This window comes from Pseudomonas sp. FSL R10-0056 (assembly GCF_009600105.1).
In the GTDB taxonomy this organism is placed as follows: Bacteria; Pseudomonadota; Gammaproteobacteria; order Pseudomonadales; family Pseudomonadaceae; genus Aquipseudomonas; species Aquipseudomonas bubulae.
The window spans coordinates 20,567-37,982 of sequence record NZ_WIWL01000022.1; the positions used below are offsets into that span (position 1 = coordinate 20,567).

Annotated in this window: 15 protein-coding genes; 9 read left to right on the forward strand and 6 right to left on the reverse strand. The window is 58.6% G+C overall.

Annotated features, from left to right (window positions below):
• Positions 1 to 16: 16 nt before the first annotated feature.
• Complete coding sequence (locus tag GHO42_RS01415; RefSeq protein WP_095000698.1) at positions 17 to 802, reverse strand: transporter substrate-binding domain-containing protein; 786 nt, start codon at positions 800 to 802, stop codon at positions 17 to 19.
• 257 nt (positions 803 to 1,059) lie between these two features.
• Between GHO42_RS01415 and GHO42_RS01420 the strand changes: the two genes are divergently transcribed.
• The 6 genes from GHO42_RS01420 to GHO42_RS01445 all read left to right on the forward strand — a co-directional run bounded on the left by GHO42_RS01420 (position 1,060) and on the right by GHO42_RS01445 (position 8,330).
• Positions 1,060 to 1,767 carry a FadR/GntR family transcriptional regulator gene (locus GHO42_RS01420; protein ID WP_095020102.1) on the forward strand — a complete coding sequence of 236 codons (708 nt, stop codon included), beginning with the start codon at positions 1,060 to 1,062 and terminating at the stop codon, positions 1,765 to 1,767.
• 120 nt (positions 1,768 to 1,887) lie between these two features.
• A complete protein-coding gene (gene trxA / locus GHO42_RS01425) occupies positions 1,888 to 2,217 on the forward strand; it encodes a thioredoxin TrxA (protein ID WP_016783018.1) in 330 nt (109 codons plus the stop codon).
• Between the two features lie 233 nt (positions 2,218 to 2,450).
• Entirely contained in the window at positions 2,451 to 3,710 is a 1,260-nt protein-coding gene (rho, locus tag GHO42_RS01430; RefSeq protein WP_016783019.1) for a transcription termination factor Rho, read from the forward strand.
• Positions 3,711 to 3,831: 121 nt separating this feature from the next.
• Entirely contained in the window at positions 3,832 to 5,826 is a 1,995-nt protein-coding gene (locus GHO42_RS01435; RefSeq protein ID WP_095025173.1) for an acyltransferase family protein, read from the forward strand.
• 69 nt (positions 5,827 to 5,895) lie between these two features.
• Positions 5,896 to 7,362: a 4-hydroxy-3-polyprenylbenzoate decarboxylase gene (ubiD, locus tag GHO42_RS01440; protein ID WP_095025174.1), complete on the forward strand. Its 1,467-nt coding sequence runs from the start codon at positions 5,896 to 5,898 to the stop codon at positions 7,360 to 7,362.
• Positions 7,362 to 8,330 (forward strand): CDP-6-deoxy-delta-3,4-glucoseen reductase, encoded by a 969-nt coding sequence (locus GHO42_RS01445; protein ID WP_153327182.1) that lies wholly within the window; start codon positions 7,362 to 7,364, stop codon positions 8,328 to 8,330. The genes ubiD and GHO42_RS01445 overlap by 1 nt, the downstream gene beginning before the upstream one ends.
• Here GHO42_RS01445 and GHO42_RS01450 read toward each other — a convergent pair.
• A complete protein-coding gene (locus GHO42_RS01450; RefSeq protein WP_095025175.1) occupies positions 8,327 to 8,809 on the reverse strand; it encodes a sn-glycerol-3-phosphate transporter in 483 nt (160 codons plus the stop codon). The genes GHO42_RS01445 and GHO42_RS01450 overlap by 4 nt on opposite strands.
• A 314-nt stretch (positions 8,810 to 9,123) precedes the next feature.
• Here GHO42_RS01450 and GHO42_RS01455 point away from each other — a divergent pair, with 314 nt between their 5' ends.
• Positions 9,124 to 9,771: a gamma-glutamylcyclotransferase gene (locus GHO42_RS01455; RefSeq protein WP_095000704.1), complete on the forward strand. Its 648-nt coding sequence runs from the start codon at positions 9,124 to 9,126 to the stop codon at positions 9,769 to 9,771.
• Here GHO42_RS01455 and glpT read toward each other — a convergent pair.
• Complete coding sequence (glpT, locus tag GHO42_RS01460) at positions 9,768 to 11,123, reverse strand: glycerol-3-phosphate transporter (RefSeq protein WP_095017794.1); 1,356 nt, start codon at positions 11,121 to 11,123, stop codon at positions 9,768 to 9,770. The two genes, GHO42_RS01455 and glpT, sit on opposite strands and share 4 nt — an antisense overlap.
• A gap of 358 nt (positions 11,124 to 11,481) precedes the next feature.
• Here glpT and GHO42_RS01465 point away from each other — a divergent pair, with 358 nt between their 5' ends.
• On the forward strand, positions 11,482 to 11,853 hold the full coding sequence (locus GHO42_RS01465; protein WP_153327179.1) for a hypothetical protein: 372 nt from the start codon (positions 11,482 to 11,484) through the stop codon (positions 11,851 to 11,853).
• Positions 11,854 to 11,915: 62 nt separating this feature from the next.
• Positions 11,916 to 12,320, forward strand: coding sequence for a flagellar basal body-associated protein FliL (locus GHO42_RS01470; RefSeq protein WP_095000707.1), 405 nt, complete (start codon positions 11,916 to 11,918; stop codon positions 12,318 to 12,320).
• Between the two features lie 129 nt (positions 12,321 to 12,449).
• Here the strand turns inward: GHO42_RS01470 and GHO42_RS01475 are convergent, their stop codons facing one another.
• Genes GHO42_RS01475 through GHO42_RS01485 form a run of 3 tightly spaced genes read right to left on the reverse strand, consistent with a single transcriptional unit; the run spans position 12,450 to position 17,262 of the window.
• Complete coding sequence (locus GHO42_RS01475) at positions 12,450 to 13,568, reverse strand: ABC transporter permease (protein ID WP_095000708.1); 1,119 nt, start codon at positions 13,566 to 13,568, stop codon at positions 12,450 to 12,452.
• Positions 13,568 to 16,300 (reverse strand): ribosome-associated ATPase/putative transporter RbbA, encoded by a 2,733-nt coding sequence (gene rbbA / locus GHO42_RS01480; RefSeq protein WP_153327175.1) that lies wholly within the window; start codon positions 16,298 to 16,300, stop codon positions 13,568 to 13,570. Before rbbA ends, GHO42_RS01475 begins: the two co-directional genes overlap by 1 nt.
• Positions 16,297 to 17,262, reverse strand: coding sequence for an HlyD family secretion protein (locus GHO42_RS01485; protein ID WP_095000710.1), 966 nt, complete (start codon positions 17,260 to 17,262; stop codon positions 16,297 to 16,299). The genes rbbA and GHO42_RS01485 overlap by 4 nt, the downstream gene beginning before the upstream one ends.
• Positions 17,263 to 17,416 lie beyond the last annotated feature (154 nt).

Genomic DNA, 17,416 nt, shown 5'->3' on the forward strand with positions numbered 1-17,416 from the left:
ACCCCGTCGCAAAGTGTCAGAGGTCAGCTGGCAGCGGCTCTTTAAGCCATTGCAGCGCGTTTTTTTCCAGGCTGCCGTCAGCCTTGGCCGTGGCCAGAATCTGGTTCACCTTGTCCAGCAACTCGGGCTGGCCCTTGTTCACGCCGACGTAGACCGGTGAATCCTTGAGCTTGAGTTTCATGGCCGGGATGCGCTTGGGGTTGCGTTCGCTGATGGCGACCATCACCACGTTGCCGCTGGCGATCAGGTCCACCTGGCCTGCCAGATACGCGGCGATGGTCGAGTTGTTGTCTTCGAAGCGTTTGATGGTCACGCCGGCTGGCGCCACGTTGGTCAGTTCGATGTCTTCGATGGCGCCACGGGTCACGCTGATGGTTTTACCCTTGAGGTCATCCAGGGTCTTGATCTGCGCGTCTGGCGGGCCAAATACGCCAAGGTAGAACGGCGCATAAGCGTGGGAAAAATCGATGACTTTTTCACGATCCGGGTTTTTGCCCAAGCTGGAAATCACTACATCGACTTTGCCGGTGGTCAGATAGGGCACACGGTTGGTGCTGTTTACGGGCGTCAGTTCAAGTTTGACCTTGAGCTGATCGGCCAGCAATTTGGCGGTGTCGATATCCAGCCCGCGAGGCTGCATGTCCGGGCCGACCGAGCCGAAGGGCGGAAAATCCTGGGGGACTGCGACCTTGAGGGTGCCGCGTGCCATCACCTCATCGAGGTCACTGGCGTGGGCCGGGGCCTGGCTCAGCATCAGGCTGGCGAACAAGGCGCAAATCAAGGCGCTGTAACGCTGGGTCATGGCAATTCTCCGGAAAGGGCGCGCGGTGGTGTGCGCCGTTGAGCCAGAGCACAGGCCATGCCAACAGGGCTTTTATGACCGCCAGGGCTGATTTCAAAAGGCATGCGGCGGTCTGACTGGTCTGAACAGTGATGACGTTTTTTGCACCTCTATCGGGCGTTTCTCACAGGGCTTGAACCGGCTTGGGGCGTGACTTGCCGAGCGTTGGCAATAGCTTTACAACTACGCCTTTCCTGAGCCGATCAAGCCGAGTTGTGATGAATTCAAGCGCACGGGCCGTACCCGAAGTGGCATTGCTGGCCATTCGTAAATTGATCGTCGAAAACGCTTTTGCGCCGGGAGATGCCTTGCCGTCGCAGCGCGAGCTGGCGGTGCAGTTGGGGGTCAGCCGGGCATCGCTGCGCGAGGCGTTATCTTCGCTCAGTGCCCTGGGCGTGATCAGTGTGCAGCCGGGTAAAGGCGTGTATGTGCAGGCCGCGCAAGCAGATGACCCGGTTGTTCCGGTTACGGACTGGCCCTATGCAGCCCAGGCCTGCCCGCAGGATATTTTCCAGCTGCGATACGCACTGGAAGGTTTCGCTGCGGGGCTGGCGGCGGTGCGCTTGACCCGCGACCAACTGGATGTGTTGCAGGACAATGTCGAGGCAATGCGCCATGAGTTACGCGCCGGGGATTTTGAGCGTGCCGCGCAGCTGGACTTCGAGTTCCATCAACTGATCCTGCGTGCCAGTGGCAATCAGGCAATGGCCACTATGCTGATCACCCGTGGCGATATTTTTCTGGAAAGCCAGAAGCTGCCGTTTATCCGCCCGGAGCGGGCCATGGAAACCTGGCAGGAGCACCGCAAAATCCTCCGGGCCCTGGCCCGTCATGCCAGCGGCCCTGCACAAAAGGCCATGAGCGAGCACATTCGCCAGGCTGCCTCGCGAACCGGGATTGCCTTCGTCACCCCCGACGGCTCCTGAAACGGGCGATATCTGCACTCATGCACCACTATAGTGAGAGTCAATCGTCCCTCACCTTCCTGAACGCGGTGATGACAGCTATGATGTGCTACGTTTTTGCTTACAACCACGGAGACTTCCATGAGCAGCGATCTTATTAAACACGTCACCGACGCTAGCTTTGAGGCCGATGTTCTCAAGGCTGAAGGCGCTGTACTGGTCGACTACTGGGCTGAATGGTGTGGCCCTTGCAAAATGATCGCGCCGGTTCTGGACGAGATCGCAGAGACTTACAAAGGCAAGCTGACTGTTGCCAAGCTGAACATTGATGAAAACCAGGAAACCCCGGCCAAGCACGGCGTACGCGGTATTCCTACGCTGATGCTGTTCAAGAACGGCAACGTTGAAGCCACCAAGGTCGGTGCGCTGTCGAAGTCGCAGTTGGCTGCATTCCTCGACGCCAATATCTAAGCGTCGATAAAAGCCCCGCTAAATGCGGGGCTTTTTCATGGCTCAAGGACTAGACGCTATGAAACTCAAGTGGTACATTCGGCCCCGCACTGGTTTCTCCATTGCCCCCTGCAAGCCGTCGCCGACGCACTCCTTATCGAATTAGTACGCGATCCTGTCGCCTTCTCTGCGGCGCGGCCTCATTAAGCCCAAAGCTTAATTTCCCTCCCCATAAATGATTACGTCATTCCTATATGAACCTGACTGAACTCAAGCAAAAGCCGATTACCGAACTGCTCGAATTGGCCGAACAGATGGGCATAGAAAATATGGCCCGTTCGCGCAAGCAGGACGTGATTTTCTCCCTGCTCAAAAAGCACGCGAAAAGCGGCGAGGAAATCTCCGGTGATGGCGTGCTGGAGATTCTCCAGGACGGCTTCGGCTTCCTTCGCTCCGCTGACGCCTCGTACCTGGCAGGCCCTGACGATATCTACGTCTCGCCTAGCCAGATTCGACGCTTCAACTTGCGCACCGGCGACACCATCGTCGGTAAAATCCGCCCGCCAAAAGAAGGCGAGCGTTACTTCGCACTGCTGAAAGTCGACACGATCAACTACGATCGTCCCGAGAACGCGAAAAACAAGATTCTCTTCGAGAACTTGACCCCGTTGTTCCCGACCGTACGCATGAAGATGGAAATCGGTAACGGTTCCACCGAAGATCTGACCGGTCGCGTGATCGACCTCTGTGCTCCGATCGGTAAAGGTCAGCGTGGTCTGATCGTTGCTCCGCCAAAAGCGGGCAAGACCATCATGCTGCAGAACATCGCGTCGAACATTTCGCGTAACAATCCTGAAGTGCACTTGATCGTTCTGTTGATCGACGAGCGCCCTGAAGAAGTAACCGAAATGCAGCGTACCGTTCGCGGCGAAGTGGTTGCTTCCACCTTCGACGAGCCACCAACCCGCCACGTGCAGGTTGCCGAAATGGTGATCGAGAAGGCCAAGCGCCTGGTCGAACACAAAAAGGACGTGGTGATCCTGCTCGACTCCATCACCCGTCTGGCCCGTGCCTACAACACCGTTATCCCGAGCTCCGGCAAGGTACTGACCGGTGGTGTCGATGCTCACGCCCTTGAGAAGCCAAAGCGTTTCTTCGGTGCTGCGCGTAACATCGAAGAAGGCGGCTCGCTGACCATCATCGCTACCGCGCTGGTTGAAACCGGCTCGAAGATGGATGAAGTGATCTACGAAGAGTTCAAAGGCACTGGCAACATGGAACTGCCTCTGGACCGCAAGATCGCTGAAAAACGCGTCTTCCCTGCGATCAACATCAACCGCTCCGGTACCCGCCGTGAAGAGTTGCTGACTGCAGACGACGAGTTGCAACGCATGTGGATCCTGCGCAAGCTGTTGCACCCGATGGACGAAGTGGCAGCCATCGAGTTCCTGGTCGACAAGCTTAAGCAGACCAAGACCAACGATGAGTTCTTCTTGTCGATGAAACGCAAGTAACACGGTTTCTCGCACAAAAATCAGGCGCCCCGCGAGGGCGCCTTTTTTATGCCAAAAAAAAAGGAAGGTTTGTGCTTAACTTCGGTCAATAAAAACAATGTATTAGCGAAATTGAGCGTATATGACTTCTCTTGTTTATCGCAGGGACATTGATGGCCTGCGAGCTGTTGCCGTGATTGCCGTAGTACTGTTCCACTTTGGTGTGCCGGGTTTTTCAGGCGGATTCGTTGGCGTCGATGTGTTCTTCGTCATTTCCGGTTATTTGATTACCTCGATCATCTGGCGCCAGCGTGAGGCGGCACGCTTCAGTTTTGTCGAGTTTTGGGCCCGTCGCGCGCGGCGAATCCTGCCGGCCTTGTTCGTGATGATGGCCGCCGTGCTGGCTGTGGGCTGGTTCCTGATGGCACCCAAGGACTACGAAGAGCTGGGGCGTTCGGTGCGCTACCAGGTGATGTTCGTTTCCAACCTGCTGTTTATGCGCCAGGAGGGCTATTTCGATGCGGCCAGCGATCTAAAACCGCTGCTGCATACCTGGTCGCTGGCGGTTGAGGAACAGTTCTATATTGTCTTTCCCTTGCTGCTGACCCTGCTGTCCAGCCGATTCAAGCACTGGCGGCTGGCTTTGTTCAGCCTGTTGCTGGTGTCGTTCGGGCTCAGCGTCTGGGCCGTGGCCCAGCATCCCGAGAAAGCGTTTTTCCTGTTGCCGATGCGGGCATGGGAACTGCTGGCCGGTGCCATGCTGGCGATTGCGCCTGCCAGCCAGAAGCGCCTGACCCCGGCGGCAGCGCAAGCTATCAGCCTGTTGGGCATGGGGCTGATTCTTGTTGCCGTGTTCGGCTATGACAACAGCACACCGTTCCCGGGTGCCGCGGCGTTGCTGCCCGTGCTGGGCGTGGTGGCCCTGATCTGGGCCAATGAGCATCAGAGCACCTGGGTCGGGCGTGTGTTGAGCACGCGGCTAATGGTCGGGCTCGGGCTGATTTCCTATTCCTGGTATTTGTGGCACTGGCCGGTTTTCGTGTTTGGCAGTTATGCCGGCGCGGAGGAGTTTGGTCCCGTGCTGACGGGCGGGTTGATTGCGCTGACGTTGATCCTCGGCTATCTGTCCTGGCGTTTTGTCGAAACGCCGTTTCGTGAGCGTCGAATATTGGCTGGCCGTCGTCAGATTCTCGTCGCGGCGGGCTTGGGCATTCTGGTGTTGGGTATCGCCGGCCAGGCGCTGCGCTGGACCGATGGCCTGCCGTCGCGTTTGTCCGAGCAGGCGTTGCAATATGCGCGGGCCAGCGAATGGCGACCTGAGCTGATGGCCTGCATCACCGATGACAAGAGCCCGGCCGACACGCCGTTCTGCCGTTACGGACTATCGCCCGCCGCGCCGGCTCAGTTGCTGGTGTGGGGCGACAGCCACGCCACGGCCCTGATCCCGGCACTGGAAGAAAGCGCCCGCCAGCATGGCGTCAATGTGATGCTGGCCAGTTCGGCCGGTTGCCTGCCGCTTGAGGGGCTGGAGCACGGTACGCGGTGCGCCGATTACAACCGTCGTGTCGAGCGCACCCTGGCGACCGAGCCAGTGCGCGACATCCTGTTGGTAGCCCGCTGGAGCCTGTACTTGTATGGCGATGCCAAGGGCGATCACGGCCATGCGTTGCGCGATGGCAATGGCCACTATGACCGCGCGGTCGCCGAACAACGGTTGGCCGATGGCTTGCGGGCGAAGGTCGAGCAATTGCGCAAGGCCGGGTACCGCGTATGGCTGATGAAGGAGGCGCCGTTGCAACCGTTCAATCCGCCGTACCGCCTGAGCCGCCTGGCGATGCTGCACCAGCCAACCGCCGAAGTCGGCATGCCGGTTGAAGACCACCTCAGGCAAAAAGCGTTTATCAACCGGCTGTTTGCCGATATCGCGGCTGCTGATTCCAATGTGCAGGTACTGGACCCGACCCCGCAGTTGTGTGATGCCTCGGGGTTGTGCCGGGCCGAACAGGACGGTCATTCGTTGTATACCGATGACAATCACTTATCCGAAATCGGCGCTCGCCTGGTTCTCCCGGCATTGGCCCCGCTGTTCGATGATCTGGCGTTGCGTGCCCCGGAGCAGGCCAATACCGCCCGCTGAGCAGCGATAAGCTGCCAGCGGCCGGCATAGCAGGTAGGATGTACGCCTATTTTAGGGGTGCCACCGTCAATGAAATTCAAGGATCTTCGGGATTTCGTGCAGCAGCTAGAGCAGCGCGGAGAATTGAAACGCATCCAGATTCCCGTTTCTCCAGTCCTGGAGATGACTGAAATCTGCGACCGCACGCTGCGTGCCAAAGGCCCGGCTTTGCTGTTCGAAAACCCGACTGGCCACACGATTCCGGTGCTCGGCAATTTGTTCGGCACGCCAGAGCGCGTGGCAATGGGCATGGGCGCCGAGTCTGTCAGCGAGCTGCGGGAAATCGGCAAGCTGCTGGCGTTCCTCAAGGAGCCCGAGCCGCCTAAAGGTCTGAAGGATGCGTGGTCCAAGTTGCCGATCTTCCGCAAGATCATTGCCATGGCGCCGAAAGTCGTCAAGGACGCGGTGTGCCAGGAAGTGGTCCTTGAGGGGGATGACGTAGACCTCGCCATGCTGCCGGTGCAGCATTGCTGGCCTGGCGACGTGGCGCCCCTGATTACCTGGGGCCTGACCGTGACCAAAGGCCCTAACAAGGACCGGCAGAATCTCGGTATCTATCGTCAGCAGGTGATTGGCCGCAACAAGGTCATCATGCGCTGGTTGAGCCACCGAGGCGGTGCACTGGACTACCGTGACTGGTGCGAAAAACACCCCGGCCAGCCATTCCCGGTATCCGTGGCCCTGGGCGCAGACCCGGCGACCATTCTTGGCGCCGTGACCCCGGTGCCCGACAGCCTGTCGGAATACGCTTTTGCCGGCTTGCTGCGGGGCAATCGTACCGAACTGGTGAAGTGCCGCGGCAACGACCTGCAAGTGCCGGCCACTGCCGAGATCATCCTTGAAGGCGTGATCCACCCTGGCGAGATGGCGCCCGAAGGCCCGTACGGCGACCACACCGGTTACTACAACGAAGTGGACAGCTTCCCGGTGTTTACTGTCGAGCGCATCACTCATCGGGTCAAACCGATCTATCACAGCACCTACACCGGCCGTCCACCGGATGAGCCGGCAATTTTGGGCGTGGCGCTCAACGAAGTGTTTGTACCGATCCTGCAAAAGCAGTTCCCTGAAATCACCGACTTCTACTTGCCGCCCGAAGGCTGCTCGTACCGCATGGCCATCGTGACCATGAAAAAGCAGTATCCGGGGCACGCCAAGCGCGTAATGCTGGGTGTGTGGTCGTTTTTGCGCCAGTTCATGTACACCAAATTCGTTATCGTGACTGACGACGACATCAATGCCCGCGACTGGAACGACGTCATCTGGGCCATTACCACGCGTATGGACCCCAAGCGCGACACGGTAATGATCGACAACACGCCAATCGACTATCTCGACTTTGCCTCACCGGTTTCCGGCCTGGGTTCGAAGATGGGCCTGGATGCAACCAACAAATGGCCGGGTGAAACCACCCGTGAATGGGGTCGGGTCATCGTCAAGGATGAGGCGGTCACTCGCCGGATCGATGACATCTGGAATCAATTAGGAATAGATTGATGCGTGTAACCTTGCAGCCTTCAGGTGCGGTACTGGAAACCTTGCCTGGCGAGCGAATTCTGGATGCGGCGCAGCGTCTGGGCTATGAATGCCCGCAGAGCTGTCGCAATGGTAATTGCCACGTGTGTGCGGCCTTGCTGGTTGAAGGCCAGGTCGAGCAGGCGGGAGACGTGCGTGATCATGGCGAGTTTTATACCTGCCTGGCGGCCCCGCTTGAAGACTGTGTGGTGTTGTGGGATGGCGTGCTTGCGTTGGGAGAATTACCGGTGCGTAGCCTGGCGTGTCAGTTGACCGAGTGTGTCGATATGGGTGGCGATGTGTGGCGGGTGCGCTTGCGCGCACCTGCGGGCAAGCCGCCGCGTTATCACGCCGGGCAATACGTGATGCTGGAGCGTGAAAACGGTGACAAGTCGGCATTCTCGCTGGCCAGCGCACCGCACTCGGGGCGCGACCTGGAGTTGCATGTACTGGTGCGTGAAGACAGCGCCCGCAAGCTGATCGAGCAGTTGCAGCGCAACAGGATGGTTCGCCTGGAGCTGCCGTTTGGTGACACGCACTTGTCTGAATTGCCGGACGGGCCGTTGGTGCTGATCGCTGCGGGCACCGGCATGGCGCAAATGCACAGCCTGATCGAACATTGCCGTGCCAAGGGTTTCAAGCATCCGGTGCATTTGTACTGGGGCGTGCGTCGCCCGGAAGACTTCTACACCCTGGATGAATGGGCCGAATGGGAGAAAACCCCCAACCTGTTCCTGCATAAGGTAGTGAGTGATATGTGTGGTTGGGAAGGGCGCTGCGGCATGCTGCATGAAGCCGTGTGCGAAGACATCAGCGATCTGGCCAGTGTGCATGTATATGCCAGCGGTTCGCCGGCGATGATCTACGGTACTCTCGACGCGTTGGTAGCTGCCGGCATGGACGCGCACCAGATGCGTGCCGACGTGTTTGCCTACTGCCCACGACCTTAAAACCGCACGCCAGTGGTAATCATGGCGGCATTGAAGCCGAGCAACACCAGCTCGGCGGCTACCGGGCCGTAGTGGGCGCCGACTGAGGGAATGATCACCGGCGCAATGCCGAAGCGATTGAGGGGAATCTTGTTCTTGTACTCGCCGCGGTAACCTTGCAGCAGGCCGCCCGTCAACTTCAAGTAAACAGGATAAGTGTCGCTATCAAAGCGTTTGCCCGCGTAGGTGTAAAACGATCGCTGGCTGAATGAGTTGCGAAAGGTGGCCACTCCATAGACCAGCCCCGAATCTTCATTGCGTTCAATGCCAATCAAGTCCTGATTGTTATTGTGCTTGGAGTCAGGTGAAAAGTGCCGGGTATACACGCTGGTTTGCAGATACCAGAACCCTTTGTCGTCCTGTGTTGTATTGTCTTGCGCCAGGGTTGTGCTGGCGTATGCAAGTATTGGTAAACAGTAGCAGAGAACTTTTTTTCGCATTTTGCACCTTCTGGTGGTTATTTGAAGTGTGCGTAGGGTGCACAGCTATCCAGAGGTACCTATCCTGTTTTAATTGGTGTAGGCAGTACCTAAGCAATGTCATATATGCTTGTAGGAATTTTCTTTTTCTTATTGGGTGTTTGTGCTTATTTGGCGCGTAACCGATTCTCGCCTGGTTTGAGTCGCTGGCTTGATTATCCTGTTTCGCGCCTGTCAGCAGCCTGTCCGGTTGGTCAGATCATTGAGTGTGCAGTGATATAAGATTGGTGGATTAGTTTCTGTTACGTCATGTTTGCAGGATCCATTTCCCCGTTATGACTGTTATTGAATCTGCTGGTTTAAACTCGATCTACCCCCCGCAGCTTGATCTCGGGGCACCGTTGACTCCAGAGCAACTGCTCAACTCCGTGCACAGCACCATGGCGCGCCATCAGGGCGGGCCGGTCTGGTTATTTGCTTATGGTTCATTGATCTGGCGCCCTGAGTGCACGGCGGTCGAGCGCGTGCGTGGGCGGGTGCATGGCTACCATCGCGGGCTGTATCTGTGGTCTCACGAGCATCGCGGCACACCGCAGTGGCCAGGTCTGGTTTTTGGTCTGGATCGAGGGGGGTCGTGCAGTGGCTTTGCCTATCGCTTGCCAGAAGAAAACCTGGACGCCTCACTGCATGCCTTGTGGCTTCGCGAAATGCCGGTGCCCTCGTATCGCCCGCACTGGCTGACGTGCAGACTGGACGATGGCAGTCAGGTGCAGGCCCTGGGCTTTGTGCTGGAGCGGCATTTACCCAGCTATGCGGGCAACCTGCCGGATGACGTGTTGAGCCAGGTGTTGGCCAACGCCAGCGGGCGCTACGGCACTACTCGCGATTATGTCGAGCAGACCGTAAGTGCCCTGCGCAGCCACGCCATGCCAGATCGAAACCTGGAGGCGCGGCTCAAGCGCTGCGTACCGATTGCGCCTTAAGCGGGAGCGGTTACCGCACGTTCTTCGCTGGCCTGGTTCTTGTGGCGCAGCGTCGGGATCATGAATGCGATGGCCAGCAGGCACGCGCTGATCAGCAGCACAAAGCCGCCATCCCAACCGAAGTGGTCAACCAGATAGCCCATGGCCGCACTGGCCGCCACCGAGCCACCCAGGTAGCCGAACAGCCCTGTAAAGCCTGCGGCAGTACCTGCGGCTTTCTTCGGTGCCAGTTCCAGTGCCTGCAAACCGATCAGCATTACCGGCCCGTAAATCAGAAAGCCGATTGAAAACAGCGCGATCATGTCCACGGTCGGGTTGCCTGGCGGGTTAAGCCAGTAAACCAGGGTTGCGACGGTCACCAGCGACATAAAGACAATGCCGGTCAGCCCGCGATTGCCGCGGAAAATCTTGTCCGACATCCAGCCGCACAGCAGCGTGCCCGGAATTCCCGCCCACTCGTAGAAGAAGTAAGCCCACGACGTGGTGTCCACCGTAAAGTGCTTGGCTTCCTTCAGATAGGTCGGCGCCCAGTCCAGCACGCCGTAGCGCAGCAGGTAGACGAACACGTTGGCCAGGGCGATATACCAGAGCATTTTGTTACGCAGCACGTATTTGACGAAGATCTCTTTGGCGCTGAATTCGTCTTCATGGCTGGCATCGTAACCCGCCGGGTAATCATTCTTGTACTGCTCGATCGGCGGCAAACCAACGGACTGTGGGGTGTCGCGCATGGTGACAAACGCAAACAGCGCCACCAGCAGCGCCACCGTGGCAGGTACATAGAAGGCCGCGTGCCAGTCGTTGAACCAGGCCATACCCAGTAAAAACAGCGGGCCGATCAGACCACCGCCCACGTTGTGGGCCACGTTCCACACCGATACCACACCGCCGCGTTCCTTCTGCGACCACCAGTGCACCATGGTACGGCCACTGGGCGGCCAACCCATGCCCTGCGCCCAGCCGTTGATAAACAGCAAAATGAACATCATGGTCACACTGGATGTTGCCCAAGGTGCGAAACCGAAAATGAACATCACTCCCGCTGAGATCATCAAGCCAAAGGGTAAAAAGAAGCGCGGGTTAGAGCGGTCGGACACCAGCCCCATGAGGAACTTGGATAAGCCGTAGGCAATGGCAATCGCTGACATTGCGACACCCAGTTGACCTCGGGTGTAGCCCTCATCGATCAAGTAGGGCATGGCCAGAGAGAAGTTTTTGCGCAGCAGGTAGTAACCCGCATAGCCAAAAAAGATACCGGCAAAGATTTGCCAGCGCAGTCGTCGGTAAGTGCTGTCTATTTTTTCTTCAGGCAGAGGCGCCTGGTGTACGGCAGGTCGGAAAAAAGCAAACATTCAAGAGCTCCAAATTTCTTGTTATATCGGCGGTGCCGAACGTTACATTTTCGTTACTGAAAATGACAGGCCTTGCCCTTTAGAGCTGAAGGAAAAATCCCACATGCGATTTTCGCTTATGAACATGTCGCCTGGGTATAAAACCCCATACAGGCTGGCTTCGCTGCTCGGGTCTATCTGAAAACTATCCACAGGCTCGGCGAACTCAGTAGTAAGGAATGTTTGAGTGGGATTTGAGCGCAGGGTCAATCGGAACTATCCCACACTGGGATCGGAGCTCGTGAGCTGAGCTATTGGCCAGCACCTCAATAGAATTTCCCCTGTGCAGCCATATGGGGTGCGGCGCGGGGGGAAGGCTATGAAGCTTGTGCTGGGGTTTGTGGCGTTTACTGCGTGGGCTGGCGAACCTGCGCCAGATATCAACAGTTTCACCTGCCTGAAGTTAAACCGGGAAATCAGGGGCTATATTCGTCGCGGGGTCGACCTGCCTCTGGCTGAGTTGACGCTGTTCAGGCAAACCCGCAACCGGTTGATTGAAGGGTTTGAGGACGGGCTGTATTCACGCGACCAGCTATCGACTGCCATGTACGAGCTATCGAGGGATGTGGAAAAGGTGGTCAAGACCTGCCGGCGCATAGGCAGTCGTCCATTTGTGGACATGTTGCCCGCGAGCGTTCAGAAACTGCTGATGGCAACCAGAGGCACAAGTAAGTCACCCGCTGGCCGATAACGCTAGATAGGCCCTCAAGCAGCCCCGTATGCTTGCCTCCACACCGAATGAAGGAGCGAATTGTGAAAGCGTGGATCATGTTGATGCTGGCCCTGGCTTTGCCGATGGCGGCGGTCGGGGAAGAGGCGCAGGAAGGTGGCGACAAGGTCAGCTACATCAGTCTTAGCCCGCCATTTGTGGGTAACTACGGTCTGGATGGCAGTTCCAGGCTCAAGGTGTACAAGGCTGATATTTCCTTGCGCGTGACGGGTGCCGATGCAGCCAGGGCGGTCAAAGCCAATGACCCGTTGATTCGTAATCAACTGGTGGGGTTGTTTACCCAGCAGACCAGCGAAACCCTGGGCAGTGTCGAGGCCAAGGAGAAGCTGCGCCAGGAAGCCTTGAAGCAGATCCGGCAGGTGATGAGCGATGAAACCGGCAAGCCGATGGTGGACGATCTGTTGTTCAACAATTTGATCGTTCAGTAAAGGCGCAGCTACGGGCTTGGCTTTTGTGTGGGAGCAGGCCTGCTCGCGATGCAAGCGCCTCGGTACTTCAGATACGTCGAGGTGAAGCTGTCGCGAGCAAGCCCGCTCCCACATAACCCGTGCCCGTGGTTACGACGCCAGACTCTTGCGAAACCGCGCCAGGGCAATGGCGAAGAACACCAGGCCGATGCCGGCCAGGGCCAGCAAGTCCGGCCACACTACGTTCACACCCGCACCGCGAAACAGTATCGCTGCGCTCAGGCTTACAAAGTGGGTCGACGGCGAGCACTGCATCACCCATTGCAACCACACAGGCATGCTGTCCAGCGGCGTACTGCCGCCCGAGAGCAAGAGCATCGGGATGATCACCGGGATGGCCAGCAAACCGAACTGCGGTGTTGAGCGGGCCAGGGTCGCAAGGAATATCCCCAGTGCGGTACTGGCAAACAGGTACAGCGCGGTAACCAGCAAAAACAGGGTCAGCGACCCCGACAGTGGCACGCCCAGCGCCCATTTCACGATGACTTCCAGCGACACCCAGGTGCACAGCACCACCACCAGCATGTTGCTCCAGATTTTTGCCAGCATGATTTCCAGCGCCGTCAGCGGCAGTACCAGCAAATGGTCGAGGGTGCCGTGTTCGCGCTCGCGCAGCAACGCGGTGCCCGTCAGCACAATGGCCAGGATGGTAATGTTGTTAACGATCTGGATCACCGCCAAAAACCATCCGCCTTCCAGATTGGCGTTGAACAATGCCCGGCTGGAGATCAACGCCGGGGCTTTCGCCGCTGCGTCACCCTGGCCGGCATAGTTGAGCAGCTCACGCTGGAAAATCTGCCCGATATACCCTGCGCCCATAAAGGCCTGACTCATGGCGGTGGCATCGACGTTGACCTGCAGGCCGGGTTGGCGGCCTGCCAGCAAGTCGGCCTGGAAGTTGGCCGGTACATTGATCACAAAGGTGTATTGGCCGTTATCCATGGCCTGATCGAGCTGGTCATAAGGCAAGGCTTGTGGGGTTTTGAACTCCGGGGGCAGCAGCGACTCACTGAGCTTGCGTGACAGAGGGCTATGGTCTTCATCAATGATAGCAACGCTGGCGTTGTGCACGCCGATGATCGAGCTCGATGCTGGCATATAAATCGCCACGGTAAAGGCATAGAGCAAGAACATCAGCAGCACGCTGTCATGGCGCAGGCTGGTCAGTTCTTTAAGGCCAAGGCGCAGGATGTGCGAGAACTTGTGCATCAAACCTCCTGCTTCTTGAGCATGATCAGGCTCAACCCGGTAAACGCCACAAAAAAGCCGAACAATGCCAGGCATTGCGGCCACAGTTGGCGCAGGTCGAGCGCTTTGGTGAAGGTGCCTACTGCGATATCAAGGAAATGCCCGGCCGGGAACAGCATGCCCATTACCGCCGAGGCTCCTTCGAGTGAGGAGCGCGGCACCAGCAACCCGGAAAACTGAATGGTCGGCAGGCTGGTGATGATCATGGTGCCCAGGATCGCGGCGATCTGGGTGCGGGTGAAGGCGGAAATCAGCAGGCCCATGCTGGTGGTCGACAGTACATACAGCAGCCCGCCCAGCGCCAGGGTCAAGCCGCTGCCCTTGAACGGTACGCCAAACAGCCAGCGGTTCATGGCCACCAGCAACGCCAGGTTGACCAGGCTCACCGCCAGATAAGGCGCCTGTTTGCCCAGCAGGAATTCAAGGCGTGTCAGGGGTGTGGCGTAGAAGTTGGTGATGGAGCCCAGCTCTTTTTCTCGCACAATGCCCAGCGCGGTCAGCATGGCCGGGATAAACGCCAGGATTAGCGCCATGACGCCGGGGCCGATGGCATTGACGCTGATCACATCCTGGTTGTAGCGAAAACGGGTTTCCAGTTTGACTGAGGCTTGCCGGTTTTGTGCCTGGCTACTCAATGTGGCCAATTGTTCCAGGTTGGCCTGATGCACGGCCTGCACATAACTGCGGCTGGTTTCGGCGCGAAATGGCATGCCGCCATCAAGCCATGCGGCAACCGTAGGCTGGCGCCCGGCATACAAATCCCGGCCAAACCCCGGGGGGATTTCCAGGGCAATTTTTATTTCCGAGCGTTGCAGGCGTTTGTGCAACTCATCTGCACTGCGGATCGGCGTGTGTTCTTCGAAATACCGGGAGCCGCGGAATGCCTCGAGATAGGCGCGGCTTTGCGGGCTCTGATCCTGGTCGTAGACGGCGAAGGCGAGGTTTTCCACGTCCAGCGAAATGCCGTAGCCAAAAATCACCATCATGAACAGCGCGCCCAGCAAGGCAAAGGCCATGCGCACCTTGTCGCGCAGCAACTCTTTGGATTCGCGACTGGCCACGGCAATCAGCCGGGTCAGGCTGAAACCCCTTTTGCTGACCGGTGGCGGCGAATTGACCGCAGGCGTGGCGACAGGCTCGGGAGAAGAGGCCGCGCTGGCGTCCTGGTCGTTCTGGGCCTGTTCCAGGCAGGTGACAAACGCCGCTTCCAGCGTATCGCCGTGGAACTGGTGTTGTAGCGCATCGGGCGTGTCGCAGGCCAGCACCTTGCCGGCGTGCATCAACGAGATACGGTCGCAGCGCTGGGCTTCGTTCATAAAGTGTGTGGACAGGAAGATGGTCACCCCTTGCTCGCGGGACAACTCGATCAGCAAGCGCCAGAAATCATCGCGGGCGGCCGGGTCCACGCCCGAAGTGGGTTCGTCGAGGATCAACACTTCCGGGCGATGCAGCACAGCCACCGCCAGAGACAGGCGCTGGCGCAAACCCAGGGGCAACTCGCCGGACTGTTGTGTGGCCACGTCGCCGAGATCGAAACGCTCGATCAATTCTTCGATACGCGGCTCGCTTTCGGCCTTGGGCAAGTCAAACAGTTGTGCGTGCAGCACCAGGTTTTGGCGCACGCTCAACTCGCCGTACAGCGAGAAGCTTTGCGACATGAAACCCACGCGCTTGCGGGTGGCCAGATCCTTGGCGTTTACCGGGTTGCCCAGCAATTTGGCGCTGCCTTCGGTGGCCGGCATCAACCCGGTGAGGACCTTCATGGTGGTGGTTTTGCCGCAACCGTTAGAGCCCAAAAAGCCAAAAATTTCGCCCCGGCCAATGGCAAAGCTGACGTTGTTCACTGCGGTGAAATCGCCGAATTTCAGGGTCAGGTCGTGGGCTTCAATGGCGATATCACTGTTGTCGCTGGTGCGCGGTGGAATCACCAGTGGCTCGCTGCTGTGGCCGCTGTCACCCTGATAGTGGGTGAAGGCCTCGTCGAGCTTGCCGGTTGTGGTGACTGCCGCCAGTTCCTGGCTCAGACCGGTGGCAATCAACTTGCCGCGATCAAGCATCAGGCAGTGTTCGAACTGCTCGGCCTCTTCCATGTAGGCCGTCGCCACCAGCAGCGTCAGTTGCGGGCGCTGGCGGCGCACATCTTCCACCAGCTCCCAGAAGCGTCGGCGTGACAGCGGGTCGACACCTGTGGTGGGCTCGTCGAGGATCAGCAGGTCGGGCTCGTGAATCAATGCGCAGCACAGCCCAAGTTTTTGTTTCATGCCGCCCGAGAGCTTGCCCGCCGGGCGCTCGGCAAAACGCTCAAGGTCGGTGGCCTTGAGCAGTTCGGCCATGCGTTGCTCGCAGTCGTCTTTCGACAGGCCAAACAGGGTGCCGAAAAAGCGGATGTTTTCGCTGATCGACAGTTCCGGGTAAAGGTTGCCACCCAGGCCCTGGGGCATAAACGCGATCAGCGGGTACAGGGTGTTGCGATGCCGGCGGTTATCAATCGGGCCGCCGAGCACCTCAAGGGTGCCCTCCTGGAGCTTCTTGACCCCGGCAATCAGCCCCAGCAGGCTCGACTTGCCCGCGCCATCAGGGCCGATCAACCCGCAGCGCGTGCCTTTGGGCAGGCTGAACGTGATGTCCAGCAGCGCCTGCTGGCTGCCGTACCTGTGGCTGATGCCACTGGCGTTTAGCGCCAGATCACTCATTGCAGATTAGCCGGCCATGGTACATCGGCGGTTCGCACATAACCGGCACCCGGCATGCCCGGTTTGGCCTGGGGCACGGCACCCGGGTCGGTGAGGCGCAGCTTTACCCGGAATACCAGTTTTTGCCGCTCGTCGCGGGTTTCAACTTCTTTGGGGGTGAACTGGGATTTCGCTGCGACAAAAGTGATTTTGGCCGGCAGCGCCCGGTCGGGCAGGGCGTCGAGCACGATGCGTGCCTCAGAACCCACAGTCAATTTGCCGACCACCGAAGCGGGCATGTACAGGTTCATGTACTGGTCGCCGGGGTCGATCATCATAAATACCCGGCCGCCCGAGCCGAGGACTTCGCCAGGTTCGGCCAGGCGCAGCTGGATCACGCCGTTGATCGGTGCGCGCAGGCTGCTGTCGTCAATTTCGCTGGTCAGCTGTGCGACCTGAGCCTGGGATGAACCAATCGCGGCCTTGGCAGCCGCTACCTGGGCCTGGGCGGCGACTACTGCTGCGTTGCTGGTGTCGAATCGGGCTTGTTGCTGATCCAGTTGCTGACCGCTGGCAAAACCGCGCTGGGACAGTTGGCGAAAGCGCTTGAGTTCCTGGCTGGCCAGCAGTTTTTCGCTCTGGCGCAGTTGCACGTTGGCTTCGTTGGCGGCCAGGGTCTGGCGGGCGCGCAGCACTTCGGCTTCAGCTTGCGCACGACTGGCTTCCAGGGTGCGGGTGTCCATGCGGGCCAGCAGTTGGCCCTGGGTTACCCGGTCGCCTTCGTCAACCAGCACTTCAGCCAGACGCCCGGGGATTTTTGCTGCGATTTGCACTTCTGTGGCTTCGAGGCGGCCGTTGCCCATGCTGATGCCTTCGGGGAGGCGGTCGTGCTGGGATTTCCAATAACCGAACCCGCCTGCTGCGATCAGCAAGACAGCCAAAGGGATAACGAAATAATGGGAAATACGGTGATTGCTAGACATGCCGACATCCTGTGTCACAGAGCGCTCTAGTTTGACGGTTTCAAGCCGATTGCGACTTGATGCCAGTCAAAGGAAGTCCAGAGCGTAGACGCTAAAATCGGATGCTGCTTGTCAGGTGCAGAGCCGGAGTGTTGTAGGAGCGGGCTTGCTCGCG